This window comes from Parabacteroides gordonii MS-1 = DSM 23371 (assembly GCF_000969825.1).
In the GTDB taxonomy this organism is placed as follows: domain Bacteria; phylum Bacteroidota; class Bacteroidia; order Bacteroidales; family Tannerellaceae; genus Parabacteroides; species Parabacteroides gordonii.
Window position 1 is genome coordinate 499,114 of record NZ_KQ033920.1, and the last position, 17,076, is coordinate 516,189.

The following is a 17,076-nucleotide window of genomic DNA, read 5'->3' on the forward strand; positions in this document are numbered from 1 at the left end:
ACCTTTCGCCCGCCTATCACCGTCACGATACGCATCAGCTTCTCGTGCGTGGTGCGGCTTACATACAAGGGCTGTCGGTCTGCCAGTTCCACTTTCTGAAAGTAGGTTTCCCGGTAGTCGCCCGAACCGCCCTTGCGCTTGCGGGGTGTCGATTTCTCTACTTGCACCGTTTCTGTTTGTATTTCTTGCGGTACATCATTCGTCTTATTATTATCTTGTTTACTGGGGACACCTTGCGAGATAAGTTCTTTCATGAAATCCTCGTCTATCTTCGGCATCCCGCCGCTTTGCTTTGCCATATCATTGTAATTTGATGTAGTACGTTATTTCGGTTATCAGTTCTTCCAAGTTGCTTCCCCTTACCAGCGGGCGGCTGGCGGGAAAGAGCGTGGAGCGGAACACCGCTTTTTTATCCGCCACCAGTTCCTTTTTGTAGCGTTTGGTATCGGGGATAAAGGTTTTCATCAGTGGCAGTTCCAGTTCCTTAATCGTCTTGTCGTAGGCGGTGTAAAGGTCTGTTTTCTCTCGCCCGTCCACCATGTTCCAAAAGAGGTACAGCCCGGCAAGTCGGCAGGCTTCATTCTTCACCAATAGCTTTTGGATAGCCATTGCGAACGACAAGCTGCTTTCCAGCACCACCTTGTCGGCTGAAATGGGGGTGAAGATGTAGTCCATGCCCGCAAGGGAGTTTATCACGCCCTCGCTGTTCACCGTGCCGGGCAGGTCGAAAAAGACAATATCCGGCACGTGTCCGGCGGCTATATATTCGTCAGCCGTTGCAATCGCCTTTTCGGGCGAACTGCACAGCACCGGGTAGGCTTTCTTCCCCAGCCGGGTAAACTGTTCATACGCCATACGCTTGTAATCTTCATCAGCCCCGACCTGCTCGGCATCCCGCTTTCGCATCCCGGCAATGGAGTGTTGGGGGTAGTCGCAATCGACCACCGCCACATCGTAGCCTTTGAGATAGTAGAGGTAACTCGCCGCCAGCACGGTAAAGGTTGTTTTGCCGACCCCGCCCTTTTGGGTGGAAAAGGCGACATAAAGGGGTGTTTTCTCGTTTTCCATATTGCTTTCGTTCATTATTGGTTGATTTATTTATTGCTTCCAATCATTCATTCTTTCCATGTTGCAATCTTGAAATATTGAAAGACTGTTTTATTTCAATCTTGTTTTCTTGCTTTCATTCTTTCTTGGAATATTGAAATAATGCAATCATGCTTTCTTGAAATCATGCTTTCAATCATTCTTTCCTGATTGGAATATTTCTTTCAATCTTGAAATCCGATGCAAAAAAAGGGAGAAAAAACGTCCCCTGAAAACCTTGTCCCGATTTGTCCACCAACTACTTATTTTACAGCATTATAAATCACCGTTACTTTGCAGCGGAGTAACGAACCGCCGGGGGCGCAGGTGTAAAAACGGGCTGGTGAATGCAGGGCTTACCGTTCCACACTAACCCCAATCCGTCCGTGACGGATTTCGATTTTCGTCAGAAAATAGCAAGGTGTGTTTTGTATGCTACAAAACCGTTTTCCGTGCCTGAAAACGCCTTGCCCCTTGCGGGGGTAAAAATCACTCCGAAGTCGTAATTTTTTAATCCAAAGAAGTATGGAAACAAGAAGAACCAACAAGGGCGGTCGCCCCGCCCTCGCAGACCCGGCGAAGCATCGCCATGTCCTTTACTTGAACGACCGGGAGAACGCCCGCTTCCTCTCGCAGTGGGAGCAGTCGGGCGTTACGAGCAAGTCCCGTTTCATCGCCGCCCGGCTGTTCGGCGAGCCGTTCCGGGTGGTGAAAGTGGACAAGTCGGCGGTCGAGTATTGCGCCCGGCTGACCGAATTTTACGCCCAGTTCCGGGCGGTAGCGGTCAATTACAACCAAGTGGTAAAGGTGTTGCACGGCAATTTTTCGGAGAAAAAGGCACTGGCTTTTCTCTATAAATTGGAAAAAGCGACCACTGAATTATCTATGTTGAACCGTCAGGTTATCGACCTGACAAACGAGTGCAAGGAACTATGGTTGCCAAAATAAGCACGGGCGGCAATATGTTCGGCGCACTGGCGTACAACCAAAACAAGGTGGACAGCGAGGAAGCAAAGGTGCTTTTCTCCAACCGGATGCTGTTAAGCGAGGACGGGAATTTCTCTATCGGTGAGTGTATGCGCAGCTTTGAAATGCAGATGCCCGTCCAGCTATCCACCAAGAAGCCGATACTTCATATTTCCATAAACCCGCACCCGGAAGATAAACTTTCAGACCAGCAACTTGCCGACATTGCAAGGGAATATATGCGGAAATTGGGCTATGGCGACCAGCCTTATTTGGTATATAAACATACCGACATTGACCGCCACCATATCCACATCGTGGGCTTGCGGGTGGACGAGAACGGCAGACCGCTGAACGACAGATTCGAGCATCGGCGCAGCAAGCAAATCACCCGTGAACTGGAAAAGAAATACAACCTGCACCCGGCAGAGCGAAAGGAGCGTGCCGAACGCCCGGAACTTAAAAAGGTGGACTATGCCGCCGGGGACGTGAAGCACCAAATCGGCAATACCGTGAAAGCGGCTTGTTACGGCTACCGCTTCCAGTCGTTCGGGGAGTACAAGGCTTTGCTTGCCGCTTACAACGTGTGCGCCGAGGAAGTCAAAGGCGAGATAAACGGCAAGCCCTATCAGGGCATTGTCTATTCCGCCATGAACGACAAGGGCGAAAAGACAGGCAACCCGGTAAAGGCTTCCCGCATCGGCAAGTCGGTGGGTTATGAAGCGGTGCAGCGCAGAATGGAGAAATCGGGCGAACTGATTAAGGACGGAAAGCTGAAAGAGCGCACCCGGAAGATTGTCGCCACTGCCATGCAGACCGCCCGTAGCCGCAAGGAACTGGAACAGCAGCTAAGAAAGCAGGGCATTGACGTGGTATTCCGTCAGAACGACAGCGGGCGCATCTATGGCGTTACGTTCATCGACCATGACAGCCGTGTGGTGCTGAACGGTTCACGCTTGGGCAAGGAGTATTCGGCGAACGTGTTCAACGAACGCTTTTCGGGCGAAACCGGAAAGATGCACCAGCCCGAAGTGTCAGCACCGCAGCAAGACCAATCCACGCATCAGGAACAGCCGGGCTTCACGCCGAAAGCCGACATCGTTTCGGGCGTGGCTTCCGTGCTGGGTGCTTTCGGTGGATTGTTGGGCGGCGGTGCATCAGGCGGTGACGAGCCGCAGGACACCGCCCGCCAAAAGAGAAAGAAGAAAAAGAAGCGCACAAGGCGCATCGACTAACTTAAAAAACATTACAATCATGCAACAGGAAGATGATTTGAGAGGGCTTGCACGGGTCATGGACTTTATGCGGGCTATCAGTATTCTATTCGTGGGAATAAACGTGTACTGGTTCTGTTACTCCACCCTGAAAGAATGGGGAGTAACCTTTGAGGTGATAGACAAGATACTGTGGAACTTCCAGCGCACCACCGGGCTGTTCTCGTCCGTCCTTTGGACGAAACTTTTTGCAGTGGTGTTCCTCGCCCTGTCGTGCATCGGCACTAAGGGCGTGAAAGAGGAAAAGATAACGTGGACGAAGATACATTGCAGCCTTGCGGCGGGAGTAACTTTGTTCTTTCTGAACTGGTGGTTGCTGGAACTTCCGCTGCCACACACGGCAGATGCCGTGTTTTATATCGTTACGCTATCGGCGGGCTATATCTGTATGCTCATGGCGGGTACGTGGATGTCCCGGTTGTTGAAAAACAACCTCATGGATGATGTCTTTAATACGGAAAACGAAAGTTTCCAGCAGGAAACAAGGCTTATCGAGAACGAGTATTCTGTAAATCTGCCTACCCGGTTCTACTATAAGAAGAAATGGAATAATGGCTGGATAAATGTCGTGAACCCGTTCCGTGCCAGCCTTGTACTGGGAACGCCGGGCAGCGGTAAGTCGTATGCAGTGGTAAACAGTTACATAAAACAGCAAATCGAGAAAGGTTTTGCGCTTTACTGCTATGATTATAAGTTTCCCGATTTGTCGGAAATCGCTTACAATCATCTGCTTACCAACTTGGGCGGTTACAAGGTAAAGCCCAAATTCTACATTATCAATTTTGACGACCCCCGCAAGAGCCACCGATGCAACCCGATAAACGCCAGCTTCATGTCGGACATTGCGGATGCCTACGAAGCCAGCTATACGATTATGCTTAACCTCAATCGCTCTTGGATAAGCAAGCAGGGCGACTTCTTCGTGGAAAGCCCGATTATTCTACTTGCAGCCATTATTTGGTATTTGCGCATCTATCAAGGCGGCAGGTATTGCACGTTCCCCCATGCCATTGAACTGTTGAACAAGAAATACGCCGATGTATTCACCATTTTGCGCAGCTACCCCGAACTGGAAAACTACCTTTCTCCATTCGTGGATGCTTGGGAAAGTTCGGCAGTTGAACAGTTGCAGGGGCAGATTGCCAGTGCGAAAATTCCGCTTTCAAGGATGATTTCACCCGCCCTTTACTGGGTTATGACAGGTGATGATTTTTCACTGGACATCAACAACCCGAAAGAGCCTAAAATCTTGGTTGTCGGCAACAATCCTGACCGCCAAAATATCTACTCGGCAGCACTGGGATTATATAATTCCCGTATCGTGAAGCTGATAAACAAGAAAGGTCAGCTTAAAAGTTCGGTGATAATAGATGAATTACCGACTATATATTTTCGTGGGCTTGATAATTTGATTGCCACCGCCCGAAGCAACAAGGTTGCGGTTCTGTTAGGCTTTCAGGATTACAGTCAGCTTACCCGTGATTACGGGGACAAGGAAAGCCGGGTGATACAAAATACAGTGGGTAACGTGTTCAGCGGTCAGGTAGTTGGTGAAACGGCGAAAATCCTGTCCGAACGTTTCGGTAAAGTGTTGCAGAAACGGCAGAGTATGACAATCAACCAGCGGGAGAAGTCCACCTCGATAAGCACCCAAATGGACAGCCTGATACCCGCCAGCAAAATATCCAACCTCACGCAAGGTATGTTCGTGGGTGCGGTAGCAGACAACTTCGATGAACGGATAGAACAGAAGATTTTCCACTGCGAAATCGTGGTGGACAATGAAAAGGTGAAGCGGGAAACCGCCCGTTACGTGAAGTTGCCGCAGATAATCGACTTCACCGACAAGGACGGCAACGACCGGATGCAGGAGGAGATACAAGCCAACTATGACCGCATCCGTCAGGAAGTCCGGCAGATAGTCGAGGACGAGATAACCCGGATTAAGAACGACCCGGAGCTATGCCACTTGATTAAGGAGGAAGAATAGCCGTATATAATAATGTATAGGAACATCAAAGCCGTAGTTTTTATACTACGGCTTTGGCTATTTATTATCGTTCTATCAACAATTCTATTTTCTTGGCTATTTCTTCCGATGTCGGTAATAGTTTTTTGTAGGCTTCGGGTAATTCGGAAGAAAGGCTGTATGTTGCCACTCCGATGGGCATATTGGAACTTTTCAAGGCATACTCCACTATCATGCGGCTTTTGGACTTGCAGATGATAATACCGATAGCCGGATTTTCATGCGGTAGTTTTACTGTATCATTCAAAATGTTCAGATAAAATTCCATTTTCCCTTTATACTCCGGCTGGAACTCTCCGATTTTCAGTTCTATGGCAATCATGGCTTGCAAACGTCTGTTGTATAACAGTAAATCTATGAAGTATTCTTTCCCGTCCACTTCCAGCCGATATTGGTTGCCTATAAATGAAAAATCCGTACCGAACTCCATAAGGAACGCACGGATATTCTTAATAATAGCCTGTTCCAATTCATATTCCGAATGTTCCTCTGCAAGCCCTACAAGGTCAAAAGTATATTCATCCTTTAATGCAAGTATGGCTTGATTTTTTATGCTATCAGGCAAGGTTTTATCGAAATTACTTTGTCCGAGCAGATAGTTTTCGTAAGTTTTGGCTTCTATCTTATTAAGAAGAACATTATTAGTCCACCCATATTTCTTTGTTGCCAATATATAAAATTGTCGTTGCTGGGTTTCCTTGCACTTCGTCAGAATGACTATATGTTTTGACCAGCTAATTTCTGCGAGCAATGTTCGCAGAATTTCATCAGACTGATATTCAGCATAAAAACGTGCCATATCCCATATATTCCGTGCGCTAAAGCCTTTTATTCCCGGAAACTCTTTCTGTATGTCCCGTGAAAGGTTTTCCACAACGGATTTTCCCCAACCTAATGCCGTCTGTTGCTCGGTAATCCGTTTGCCGACTTCCCAATATAAGGCTATCATTTCTTTGTTTACTGCCTTTAATGCTTCATACTGGGCAGACCTGATACGGGCAGTTATCTCATTTTTGAAGTTGAGATATTCGGGGGATAATATAGAGCTATTTTTCTCTGTCATATTCTGTATGTATAATAACTGATTACAAAGTTATGTTTTTCTTTGGATTAAGTAATGGATTGCTCCTACTTTATCACCTCTTTTTTAATCCCGACCGGACAAATCGGGACAGCGCAGGACAAATTCGGACAGCCGTTGCCGCCCGTCCAAATATAGCATATTTAGTCGCTACCTTTGGGCGGGACTATTCCCGTAACCACTAAAATTTCAATTATTTATGGCAAACAGAATGACCCCGCCCGCAGAGGGGCAGGAAAAAGACGTGCTGCTGGTCTTGGATAAACAGCAGGGCAAGGTGAGTGCCGTTAAGGGTATCGACAAGGAGGGCAATTTGCAGACCGTACCGCCGACACAGGGCGGCGAGTTCATGCAGGTGGACAAGAACAGCGATGTGTTCAGCAACTTCATTTCCAACTTCTACCGCAAGTATCAGGACACTTCCGGGCTGGAACTGTTCAGCGTCAAGGCTTCCCAAGCGGAGCGGGACGCAAAGGCAATCGAGGACAACCACCGCAACCCCACGCCGGAGGGCGGCAAGCGGGCTGAAATGCTTCGAGTTCCGAAGCCCGACTTCCACGAGTTCAAGCAGGGCTACCGCTTCGACCCGTCAAAAATCGACTGGGAGAACCTGAAAAAAGTCGGCATCACCGCCGACACTCTGAAAAACACGAAGGACTTCGACCGGGTGATGCGTGGCTACAAGTCCCGCAACACCTACACCGTTTCGGGGACAGTGGGCGGCTTCTACCTCAAACCTACCGATGTCAAGCTCTCTTTCTATCAGGCTAAGGACGGCACGGTAGTACCCAAGCTGCACGGCGTGCAGCAGGACGAGAAACTGTTGCAACGCCCGTTCCACGAACACGGGTTCACCAAGCAGGAACAGGGCAACTTGCAAGGCACTGGCAACTTAGGCGGCATCGCTGAAATCAAAGACCCTAAAAGCGGCGGGCAAATCCCCGTGTTCGTCAGCCGGGACAGGTACACGCACGAACTGGAGTATATGCGGGCTGACAAGTGGAAATGCCCCGACACCATTTGCGGCGTGCAAGTCAGCCCGGAGCAGAAAGCCGCCTTTGAAGCCGGGCAAGCGGTGAAAATGGAAAACCTGCAATTCAGGGACGGCACGAAGCGCAGTGCCTATTTGCAGGTCAGTGCGGTGGAGCGTGGCTTGGAGTTCCTGCCGAGGTCTGCCGTCCAGTTCTTGCAGCAGGTAGCCGGGTTAAAGGACGGCAAAGGCGTTGAGTTCAACGGTCATGTGCAGCCCGGCGCACAGGGCAAATCCCCTGACAAGGTGCAGCCGAAAGACGTTACCCCCGCCGCCGAGAGCCGGACGCAGGTAGCGGTCAATTCGGAGGGCAAGACCAACGAAGCCACCAAACAGGGCAAAGAGCCGCTGAAACAGGGTCAGGACAAGCCCACCGCCAAGCAGAAAGAGAAGCAGGAGAAAGCGCAGGACAAGAGCCTGAAAGCGGACAAACCCAAGAAGTCCAGAGGAATGAAAATGTAATATCCACCATTAAAAAGTAAAGAATTATGATTGCATTGATAGCAGAAAAGTTATCATAACTCGTGATAACTTTTCTTATCACAAGTAAATTATTATCCAAAGCCTTTATTTTTGTCTGTCTGTATATCAGCTATTTAAACACATTACTTTATATTACAGCTTTGGATAATAATCATCTTCATTTAGATAGATTCCTTAGCCATATCTTAAGTTCCTGGTCTTTTTCCCATGAACGTTCTGTTATATCGTTTGGTATCATATTAACATAAGCTGATTCCAAAGCCTCTCTTTTTTGTTTAGAATCAGCCCGAGCATATATTTCAGTAGTTTGTATAGATACATGTCCTAAAATATCACGAATATAGACCAAATTTACACCAGCTTGTAACAAGTGCATAGCTTTACTGTGTCGTAAAGTATGCGGGCTTATTTTTTCCGGTATAAGTTCCGGATCTTGTATTCGGGCGTGATTAATATAATTATTCAAGATATAAGATATGCCAGAGTTTGTTAGCTTTCTGCCACAACTGTTAAAGAAAAGAGGTCTTTGATTAAAACCGGACAGGTCTAAACGATTCTCTTCCATATAACTGCGTAATAAATTCACTTGTTCGTCTTGTAAAGGGACAATTCTTTTTTTGCGTCCTTTACCAAATAAGGTGACATGACAAGGCTTTTCCAATTTCAAAGATGCGGGTGTCAAGTCTATTAATTCTTGTACTCTGGCTCCACTATCATAGAGCAGGGATATCAAAGCTAAATCCCGTCGTCCTTTTTTCGTGTTGATTGGTATTTGTGCCAATAAAAGCTTAATGCCATCTATGCTGAGATAATTGACACTTCTTTTTTCATGTGTTTTTACCTTGATGGATAATATCTCTTGCCATTGTTCCAGACGCTTTACATCCTCATATTGCATATATGTACAAAAAGAACGTAATGCCGCCAATCTTTGATTTCTAGTCGCGTTACTCGATTTTTTCGTGTCTTGTAACCAATCAAGGAAGTTTAAAACCGTTTTTCTGGTAATATGTTCCAATCTAAGATTATCAGCCTTTATGTTTACCTGTTCGTCCAGAAAGTTTAACAGCAAGCTAAATGATTCGCTGTATGACCGTATGGTATTAGGGCTTACGCCTCTTTCTCCGATAAGGTACTCTGTGAAAAAAGCCGTTAAATGCTTCGCAAAGTCAGTCGTTTTCATAAGTATCTACATTTAAATTAGTTATTATGTTTGTTTGAGGGTACACAAACCGTGTTATCGTATTTTGTTTCAATAGAATATCGGGAAACATATCTTGTGTCAGGCGCACGTAGGTTTCAGTCCCTTTCAACGTCTTATGCCCCAAGAAGACCGACAAAAGAGGAAGCGCACAATATATGTCCATTCCTTCTTGCACCATCTTTGCAAGGGAATGGACGGCAAAAGTATGTCTGAGACTATGTATGCAGGCTCCTCCGGAACGGTTGCTCGAACAAGGTATATTGCATTTTTCCAACACTTTCTTGAAACCGCCCAAAACAGTACAAGAAGATAACGGTCGTCCTGATGGGGATATTAACAAGAACTTGTCCGGGGCATCAACGTCTGGCAAGGGCATCTTGTTGCGATATTCCAAATACTGTTGTAGAACCTTGGACAGGGAGTCGCTTAAAGGAATAAGCCTTTCCATCTTGTTCTTTGTCTTCCGAATAATGATGCAATTCCTTCTCAAATCAACATCCCGATTCCTAATGGATATGGCTTCCCCGATTCTAATCCCTGTAGCATATAAGATTCTATATAAAGCAGGTAATGCAAAAAGATTACAATATATATTATGACTATGCATCCTTTGCTTGTCGCAAGCTTCAAAGATGTCCTGCATCTGTCCACGGGTAAACACATAAGGAGTAAAATCCGAATATTCCTTCTTTGGTAACTTGGGTATATAGCATTCTTTTCCTATGTGGCATAAGTATAGGCAAAACTGTCGGAACATGGACACCTTGTCATAGAGGGTTTTCTTTTTATCATGTATGCGGGTGCACTTCCATGTATCAATCATGCTTTTAGTTATGAACACATCCCTGATGTTGCTATTAACAAAGAACTTGTCAAACTCCAAGAGCATCCACTTTATCCGTCCAATGTCGGAAACCTGATTTTCTTTCATCGCAAGAAAATCCTTAAAATAAGGTGCGAACACGCTTTGATATATGAATTGTTCAGACATAGAACAAACCTCCTTTCTGTGTGTAGAAATCGGATGGGACATCCGGGACTTCAAGGACACATTTCATCAAACCATCAATGTCTATCCGAAGATAGCCCATTGTCGTTTGTGTAGTTTTGTGTCCCAATGTCTCAGAAATGACGGGCAGTGATATGCCATTACGCAATAGCTGGCTGGCTAAAGTATGTCTCATAGCGTGAGGACCTTTTTTTCTATCCCTTGTATCTATTCTTGAATGGCAGATAATCTTTCTGACCGACAAGGAAACCACCGCCCCATTCACAGGATTATATGGGGCTAAAGAGGATAGGAATATCTGTTTGGAAGAAGAACTCGGTCTGCCATATTTCACATAATTGATGATAGCTTCTCCTACATCCTTTAAGAGTGGCAATTCTATTTCACGTTTAGTCTTGTACTGTATCAGGCGGATAATGTTTCTATCCCAGTCTAAATTACTGAATTGTAATCCGGCAATATCGGAGGAACGTAGTCCTAACCGTGTTGCTAATAGGAGCATGGCGTAATCTCGTTTTCCTACAGGAGTGGATTGATTTACCGAAGATTCTATTTGCAAGACTTCTTCACAAGTGTATGTCGACGGTAGTTTTTCTTTTACAATATAACGGTTTCTTCCTATCACATAATCAATATTCTTATTGATAAGCTTTTGTTCGTACAGGTAACGACAAAATGCACGCATCGTTGCCAATACTCTTTGTTTACTGTTTTGGCTGGAAGATATAAAAGTTAGCACATCATCCTCACCTATATCTGAGATGCGGGATACATTCCTCAAAGACAAATGCCTGAGAAAATAGCTGAACACATGTTCGTAGCCATCTATCGTTTTAGGAGATAGTCTTTGTTCTTCCAAGAGATGAAGGTATTTTGTCATAATGCCTCCTATTTCTCCTGAGAATTTGCGTATAACGTATCTTACAACTGGTTTTTGGATAGTTCTATCCGTAAGATAATTAACGAATAGCAGTAATCGATAATTGGTTCCATGTATCAACCGCGTTTTTTCTTGTGGCATAGTCTTTAAAAACAAATCGATGGATTCTACATTACAGTCTTGTATGTAGTTTATATCCATGTAAACGATAAAAAGACGACAGGTCTTTTTATACTGTCGGATAGTCGATTCTGAATATCCGGCTTTACGCAACGCTTCTAAAAAATCCGAAACTTTGGATTCAAAATGATTTTTATTGTCCATAATACTATATTTGGAGGGAGCAACATTACTCTCTCCACAATATAGCATATTATTATCAGAACATTATTATCACGAGTTTGATTGATTATCTGTCAGTTATTTGGTGTATTAGCTTATAGCTTTGGATAATAATTTACTTGTGATAAGAGAAGCCCAGCGTGGCAAAGGACATCGCCCGCATCATCGGTGCGACCCAGCGTAATGACGGTTATCTTTCCGGCAACGGGTATATGGTGACATGGGCGTTCGGCCACTTAATCCAGCTTGCCATGCCGGAAGCCTATGGCGTGGCGAACTTCCGCAGGGAGAGCCTGCCCATACTGCCGCCCGATTTCCAATTAATCCCCCGTCAGGTGAAAGCGGAGAAAGGTTATAAGGCAGACCCCGGCGTGCTGAAACAGTTGAAAGTGATAAAGGAAGTGTTCGACCAGTGCGACCGGATTATTGTCGCCACCGATGCAGGGCGTGAGGGTGAGTTAATCTTCCGCTATATCTTCCATTACCTGAACTGCCGAAAACCATTTGTGCGCCTGTGGATAAGCAGCCTTACCGACAAGGCAATCCGTGAGGGGCTGGATAACTTGCAGCCGGGAGAATGTTACGATAACCTCTACCTCTCTGCCAAGTCCCGCAGCGAAGCAGACTGGCTGATAGGGATAAACGCCACCCAAGCGTTGAGCGTAGCCGCCGGGCAGGGGGTGTTCTCGCTGGGCAGGGTGCAGACACCCACGCTCGTGATGATATGCAGCCGCTATTTGGAGAACAGGAATTTCGTACCCGCCAAGTTTTGGCAACTCAAAGCGGCAACCGCCAGCGGGGGAATAAGTTTCACCGCCCAATCGTCCGCCAAGTGGGAGCAACAGTCCGAAGCCATAGCCGCCCTGCAACGGGTTAAGGATGCCGGACAACTTGCCGTGAAATCCGTTGAGAGGAAAGAAACCAGCCAAGAACCGCCGCTTCTATACGACCTTACCACGCTGCAAAAGGAAGCGAACACGAAGCTGAACTTTTCGGCTGACAAGACGCTTTCCATAGCGCAAAGCCTGTATGAAAAGAAAGTGATGTCCTATCCCCGAACCGGAAGCCGCTATATATCGGAGGACGTTTTCGATGAAATGCCGGAGCGTGTCGCCCTGTTAGGGCAATACCCCCGCTTTGCCGGGTATGCCGCCGGGCTGGACGGCACACCCCTGAACCGCCGTAGCGTGAATGACGGCAAAGTGACCGACCATCACGCCTTAATCATTACCGAGAACCTGCCCGGCGAACTCACCAAAGACGAGCGGGCGGTTTACGAGCTGGTAGCCGGGCGTATGCTGGAAGCCTTTTCGGGCAAGTGCGTGAAAGACGTTACCACCGCCATATTGTCGGCTGGAGATACCGACTTCACGGTAAAAGGGTCTGTGATGAAAGAAGCCGGGTGGCGTGCCGTGTTCGGCGAGCAAGAAACGGGCGGGGACGAAGAAGCCGCCAGCCTGCCGCCGCTCCAAGAGGGCGAAAGCCTGCCGATTTCCAACGTGGATCTGCTCGAAAAGCAGACCAAGCCGAAACCGCTGCACACGGAAAGCAGCCTGCTTGCCGCAATGGAGAACGCCGGAAAGGAACTGGAAGATGCCGAACTGAAAGCCAGCCTGAAAGATGCCGGGATAGGTACGCCCGCCACCCGTGCGGCGATTATCGAAACGCTGTTCGCCCGCCAGTACATCGTGCGTGAGAAGAAGAACCTTGTGCCTACCGACAAGGGGCTTGCCGTTTACAAGATAGTCAAGGACAAGAAGATTGCCGATGTCGAAATGACGGGTATGTGGGAAACCGCCCTTTCCAAGATAGAAGCGGGCAGTATGGATGCCGACACATTCCGAAAGGGTATCGAGGTGTACGCAACGCAAATCACCACAGAACTGCTATCGGTGCAGCTATCTGTCGCTACTGGTGAAACCTGCCCCTGCCCGAAATGCGGTAGCGGGCGCATCCTGTTCTACCCGAAAGTGGCGAAGTGTTCCAACGTGGATTGCACGCTTACCATATTCCGCAACAAGTGCGACAAGCAGCTTTCCGACAAGCAGATTGTCGAGCTGGTGACGAAACGCAAGACCGGGCTAATCAAGGGCTTCAAGGGCAAGAACGGCAAGGCTTTCGATGCTTCGCTGGTACTGGACGAACAATTCAATGTCGGTTTTTCATTCCCCGAAAAGAAAGCGAAACCGAAGAAATAGCCTATCTTTGCCGCTGAAATTTCATTGTGATAGGTTTTACAACTTATAATAATTGAAATTTTAGTGGTTGCGCCCGGCGGGAACCGGGCGCATTTTTTATACGCTCCCGCCAAACAGGTAGGTCGAACAGACCACCCCGTTATCCAGCACCCTGCTTTCCGAGAGTTTCCAATGTGAGCCGAATGTTTCCCCGATAAAGCCGATGCCTTTGCCCGCCATGACCGGGACGGTGTATATTGTCAGGCTGTCCAGCAACCCGGCTTTAATCAATGAAGTAAGCAGCTTGCCGCCGCCCACCACCAGCATGGCGGTTTCCTGTTTCAATTCATAAATTCTTTGCAGCGGTTCTTCGGTCAGGAACTCCACGCCGCAGTCCGGCGTCACGTTGGTGTCGTAGTGTGACACCACAAAAGACCGCTTGCTTTTGTGCGGCCACCCGCCCCAGTGTTCAAAGATGTAGTTGTAGGTGTTCGCCCCCATAAGCAGGCAGCTTGCGGCGGCGTGTTCCCTTGCCGCCAGTTCCTTGACCTCACGGGGCATCCAGTCCAGTTCATAGTCCGGCGTGGCGGTATGCCCGTCCAGCGATACGGCGATGTGCGCTTTGATTTGTTCCATATTGTCAGGTATTAAAGTGATATAAATCCCTACTGTCTTTGCACGTTAGCCGCCACCCCAAAAAGAAAGCGTGGCATGACGCTGTTTCAAAGTAGAGGTACTGGCATACCCAAATGTGGAAACAGTGCAGCCACGCTATGACAAACGCATAGCATATCCTGCGCTGAATATCCCCACATTTTGAAAAGTGCCAGTTTTCTACTTTGGGACGTTCGGCGAACGTATATGTTATATATAAAGGCAATATTCCGGCAACCGCCGTCCAACTGCCGTTACTTTTTTCGTGTAACTTCTGCAAAGTTAAGCAAATACCCTGAATTTTCACGTGCAAACAGAAAAAATCCTGCCGTGTTTCACAACAGGGCAGGACACAAGCACCTAAAAATACACAAGTTCAGCCCATGCGCCTACGGGCAGCTTGTGTTCCTTTGAAGATTATATGAACCGATGACAAAACAGCTTTGGTTCGCCGTGTCTTTGGTGATGATGTCCCTTTCCCGCATGAAGCGGATATAGCTCTTTGCGGTGCGTTCCTTGATGTCCAAGACCTGCTGCAACTGCTCGCAAAGGTCTATGTAGGTGATGCGTGTCTGCCGCCCGAAGATGTCACGTGCGACATTCACCAGTTCCCTTTCCTTGCGCTTCTCCTTTTCCTCACGGGGCTTCTCGCCCTTGTACACGTGCATCCCCGCTTCCTTGTCCCATGCAAAGAGCATCAGCGGCACGTCCAGCGGGCTTCCGTCCCTTACTTTCAGGGCTTTTACCACCGACTGGGCGGGTTCATCGTCTTTCTCTATCGAAAGGATTGTAGCCGCCTTGCGCTGCAACTCGCTGCCCAAATGTCCCCGCAGTTTCAAACCGTTAGGGACGAAGTGCAGCACGCACAGAATACACGTGTTGTAGATGCCCGCCAGCCGATAAAGTTCATCTATCACCGCCACGCTTTCCGCTTCATCGTTGGCACTTTTCACAAGGTCGGCGATGCCGTCAATGACGACCAACTGGATGCCGCCGTACTGGTAGTAGAACTTATCCATGCTCTGCACAATGGCGTTCAGGCGTTCCTTGCGTGACATACCAGTCAGGCAGAACGCTTTCAGCTCATTGGGTTTGTCCTGCTGCCCCGCTCGTGCCAGCAGGTTGCTTACATTCTTGAACAGTTGCACTTCCGACTGTTCGGTGTCATAGAGCAAGACCGCCTTGTGCCTGCCGTTGGCGGTTATCTGTATGCCCAGCGTATCTATGTCCGCACCAGCGGGGCAGATGCAGCCCGCCACGATTGCGGCTACATAATTGCTCTTGCCCGTTCCCTCGCCCCCGGTGATGCCGAACAGGTTGCCTTGTGTTCCTAACGGAACGTCACCCGCCGAAATAATCTCTTGCGCTTTGGCGGGCGGGTTGTTGAAATCTATCTCGCACGATTTTAGCATAATTAGTGTGTCACTATACAGGTTGTCTAAAAATTCGATAAACAGTTTCAGGAAATCTTCACGGGTGTTCCCGGCTTTGAAGTAGTCGGAAATGTCCTTTTCCTCTTTCGTTCCCGGAAGCGGGAGCAGCAGGCGTTTCACGCCAAATTCTTCCAATAATTTTTCCTGCTTGCGTGAACTTTCCCTGCCCGTCTTGTCCATGTCAAAGAGCAGGACGATGTGCTTGAAGCGGAACGTCAGCCTATAAACCAGCGTGGGCGGTATCGTCACCGTTTCGCTGTTGAAGCAGATAGCGTGAAAACCATGCGCCGCCAGTGAAAGTACGTCTTTCTCGCCACCCGTGATAAAGAGCGTGTCACCTTTGGCGGGCAGTTGCTCCAGCCCGAAACAATAGTTCTCGCCGAAGCTGCCGCCGTAGAGGAAACGGGGTGTGGAGAACGGGCGGTACAGCTTGATGTGCTGTTTGCCCTTGTAGCCGTACATGGGTTCTGCCACCGATGAAATGTAGGTGTACGGCTTCCCCTCTGCCGTTTCACTGTTGTATTCCCGGAGCGAGCAGACCTTGTAATGTTCCAGCAGTTCGGGCGTGATGCCGTACTGTTGCCAGTACACTAATTCGGCAAGCGGGAACTTCTGTTCCCGGAACTGGTAGGGCTTGACTGGCTTTTCGGGTGTTTCTTCGGGTTTGTCCGGCTCTGCCCGGCGGACGGTTGCCGGGGGAATGGAAACCGGAGTGCCGGAAGCCAGCCCCAAGCCCAAATCCCGGTCGATGATTTCCAGTATCTCCACGAAGTCAGCCGCCCTATTGCAGTCCAGCCCCTTTAACTGCCCCACGAAGAAGAAACAATCGCCGCTATAATTGTCGTTACCGAAGTCTTTCATCTTGTACATACCGCTATGGCGGTCGAAATAGATGTTGCAGGAAGCCTTGCTGTCCTCGTACAACGGGTTAAGGAAGTTGCGACCTATGCGCCAGTTACCGGGCAGGTAGTGTTTGAATACCGCCAGCCCGTTACTTGTTCTTTCTAAGATTTCCTCTTTCCTTAGCATACAGTTGGTGGTTGGTTATCAGGTTGTCGATGTTCTCCTTGTTGCTCCTTATCAGGCGTTCTTCCAGCATCCGGCGTATCTCGCTGACCTTGTAGAAATAACGTCCCCTGATGTTGGAATAGGCGATAGTCCCCGACACTCGCAGGCGTTGCAGGGTCTTTTCGCTTATTTTCAAGAACGTGCAGACCTCGTAGCTGTCCACCCACATATCTTCCTCGCTTTGTCTTGCCGTTTCCACGTGGTTGAAGATGTAGTCGGCAATGGCGGTAATCTTGTTGTCCAGTTCCTTGTAGGCTTTGGACTCGAATGTTATTATTTCCATAATGGTAACTAATTGATTTGCCGCAAAGTTCGGGTGTCCTGAAAAATAAAACGCCACAGGCGAACCCACCTGTGGCG

The 17,076-nt window shown here is 48.2% G+C and carries 14 protein-coding genes; 5 read left to right on the forward strand and 9 right to left on the reverse strand.

The genetic code is table 11. From position 1 onward, the window contains the following. The coding region (locus HMPREF1536_RS19070; protein WP_046151815.1) for a DUF3408 domain-containing protein at window positions 1-299 on the reverse strand (299 nt) is incomplete at its 3' end. Window position 300: 1 nt separating this feature from the next. Beyond that, window positions 301-1,083, reverse strand: coding sequence for a ParA family protein (locus HMPREF1536_RS19075; RefSeq protein ID WP_046151802.1), 783 nt, complete (start codon window positions 1,081-1,083; stop codon window positions 301-303). Window positions 1,084-1,611: 528 nt separating this feature from the next. Between HMPREF1536_RS19075 and mobA the strand changes: the two genes are divergently transcribed. Genes mobA through mobC form a run of 3 tightly spaced genes read left to right on the forward strand, consistent with a single transcriptional unit; the run spans window position 1,612 to window position 5,316 of the window. Beyond that, window positions 1,612-2,034 (forward strand): conjugal transfer protein MobA, encoded by a 423-nt coding sequence (gene mobA, locus HMPREF1536_RS19080; RefSeq protein WP_046151803.1) that lies wholly within the window; start codon window positions 1,612-1,614, stop codon window positions 2,032-2,034. Further along, window positions 2,019-3,287, forward strand: coding sequence for a conjugal transfer protein MobB (mobB, locus tag HMPREF1536_RS19085; protein ID WP_087880996.1), 1,269 nt, complete (start codon window positions 2,019-2,021; stop codon window positions 3,285-3,287). The genes mobA and mobB overlap by 16 nt, the downstream gene beginning before the upstream one ends. Window positions 3,288-3,306: 19 nt before the next feature. Continuing rightward, window positions 3,307-5,316, forward strand: coding sequence for a conjugal transfer protein MobC (gene mobC, locus HMPREF1536_RS19090; protein ID WP_046151804.1), 2,010 nt, complete (start codon window positions 3,307-3,309; stop codon window positions 5,314-5,316). A 64-nt stretch (window positions 5,317-5,380) separates the two neighbouring features. Here mobC and HMPREF1536_RS19095 read toward each other — a convergent pair whose 3' ends face one another. Continuing rightward, complete coding sequence (locus tag HMPREF1536_RS19095; protein ID WP_028728948.1) at window positions 5,381-6,418, reverse strand: PDDEXK nuclease domain-containing protein; 1,038 nt, start codon at window positions 6,416-6,418, stop codon at window positions 5,381-5,383. 217 nt (window positions 6,419-6,635) lie between these two features. Here HMPREF1536_RS19095 and HMPREF1536_RS19100 point away from each other — a divergent pair, with 217 nt between their 5' ends. Beyond that, window positions 6,636-7,928 (forward strand): DUF3945 domain-containing protein, encoded by a 1,293-nt coding sequence (locus HMPREF1536_RS19100; RefSeq protein WP_046151805.1) that lies wholly within the window; start codon window positions 6,636-6,638, stop codon window positions 7,926-7,928. A 178-nt stretch (window positions 7,929-8,106) separates the two neighbouring features. On the opposite strand, the gene HMPREF1536_RS19105 is transcribed toward HMPREF1536_RS19100, so the two are convergent. Genes HMPREF1536_RS19105 through HMPREF1536_RS19115 form a run of 3 tightly spaced genes read right to left on the reverse strand, consistent with a single transcriptional unit; the run spans window position 8,107 to window position 11,042 of the window. Beyond that, complete coding sequence (locus tag HMPREF1536_RS19105; protein WP_007754523.1) at window positions 8,107-9,132, reverse strand: site-specific integrase; 1,026 nt, start codon at window positions 9,130-9,132, stop codon at window positions 8,107-8,109. Further along, window positions 9,119-10,186: a tyrosine-type recombinase/integrase gene (locus HMPREF1536_RS28390; RefSeq protein ID WP_080704491.1), complete on the reverse strand. Its 1,068-nt coding sequence runs from the start codon at window positions 10,184-10,186 to the stop codon at window positions 9,119-9,121. The genes HMPREF1536_RS19105 and HMPREF1536_RS28390 overlap by 14 nt, the downstream gene beginning before the upstream one ends. Then, entirely contained in the window at window positions 10,137-11,042 is a 906-nt protein-coding gene (locus HMPREF1536_RS19115) for a site-specific integrase (RefSeq protein WP_158236838.1), read from the reverse strand. Before HMPREF1536_RS19115 ends, HMPREF1536_RS28390 begins: the two co-directional genes overlap by 50 nt. A gap of 482 nt (window positions 11,043-11,524) precedes the next feature. Here HMPREF1536_RS19115 and topB point away from each other — a divergent pair, with 482 nt between their 5' ends. After that, a complete protein-coding gene (topB, locus tag HMPREF1536_RS19120; protein ID WP_087880997.1) occupies window positions 11,525-13,582 on the forward strand; it encodes a type IA DNA topoisomerase in 2,058 nt (685 codons plus the stop codon). A 96-nt stretch (window positions 13,583-13,678) separates the two neighbouring features. On the opposite strand, the gene HMPREF1536_RS19125 is transcribed toward topB, so the two are convergent. The 3 genes from HMPREF1536_RS19125 to HMPREF1536_RS19135 form a co-directional block, all read right to left on the reverse strand. Continuing rightward, window positions 13,679-14,197 carry a dihydrofolate reductase family protein gene (locus HMPREF1536_RS19125; protein ID WP_046151806.1) on the reverse strand — a complete coding sequence of 173 codons (519 nt, stop codon included), beginning with the start codon at window positions 14,195-14,197 and terminating at the stop codon, window positions 13,679-13,681. Window positions 14,198-14,604: 407 nt separating this feature from the next. Further along, a complete protein-coding gene (locus tag HMPREF1536_RS19130; protein WP_028729541.1) occupies window positions 14,605-16,677 on the reverse strand; it encodes an AAA family ATPase in 2,073 nt (690 codons plus the stop codon). Next, window positions 16,640-16,999, reverse strand: a complete 360-nt coding sequence (locus tag HMPREF1536_RS19135) for a helix-turn-helix domain-containing protein (protein ID WP_028729542.1) — start codon at window positions 16,997-16,999, stop codon at window positions 16,640-16,642. The genes HMPREF1536_RS19130 and HMPREF1536_RS19135 overlap by 38 nt, the downstream gene beginning before the upstream one ends. Window positions 17,000-17,076 lie beyond the last annotated feature (77 nt).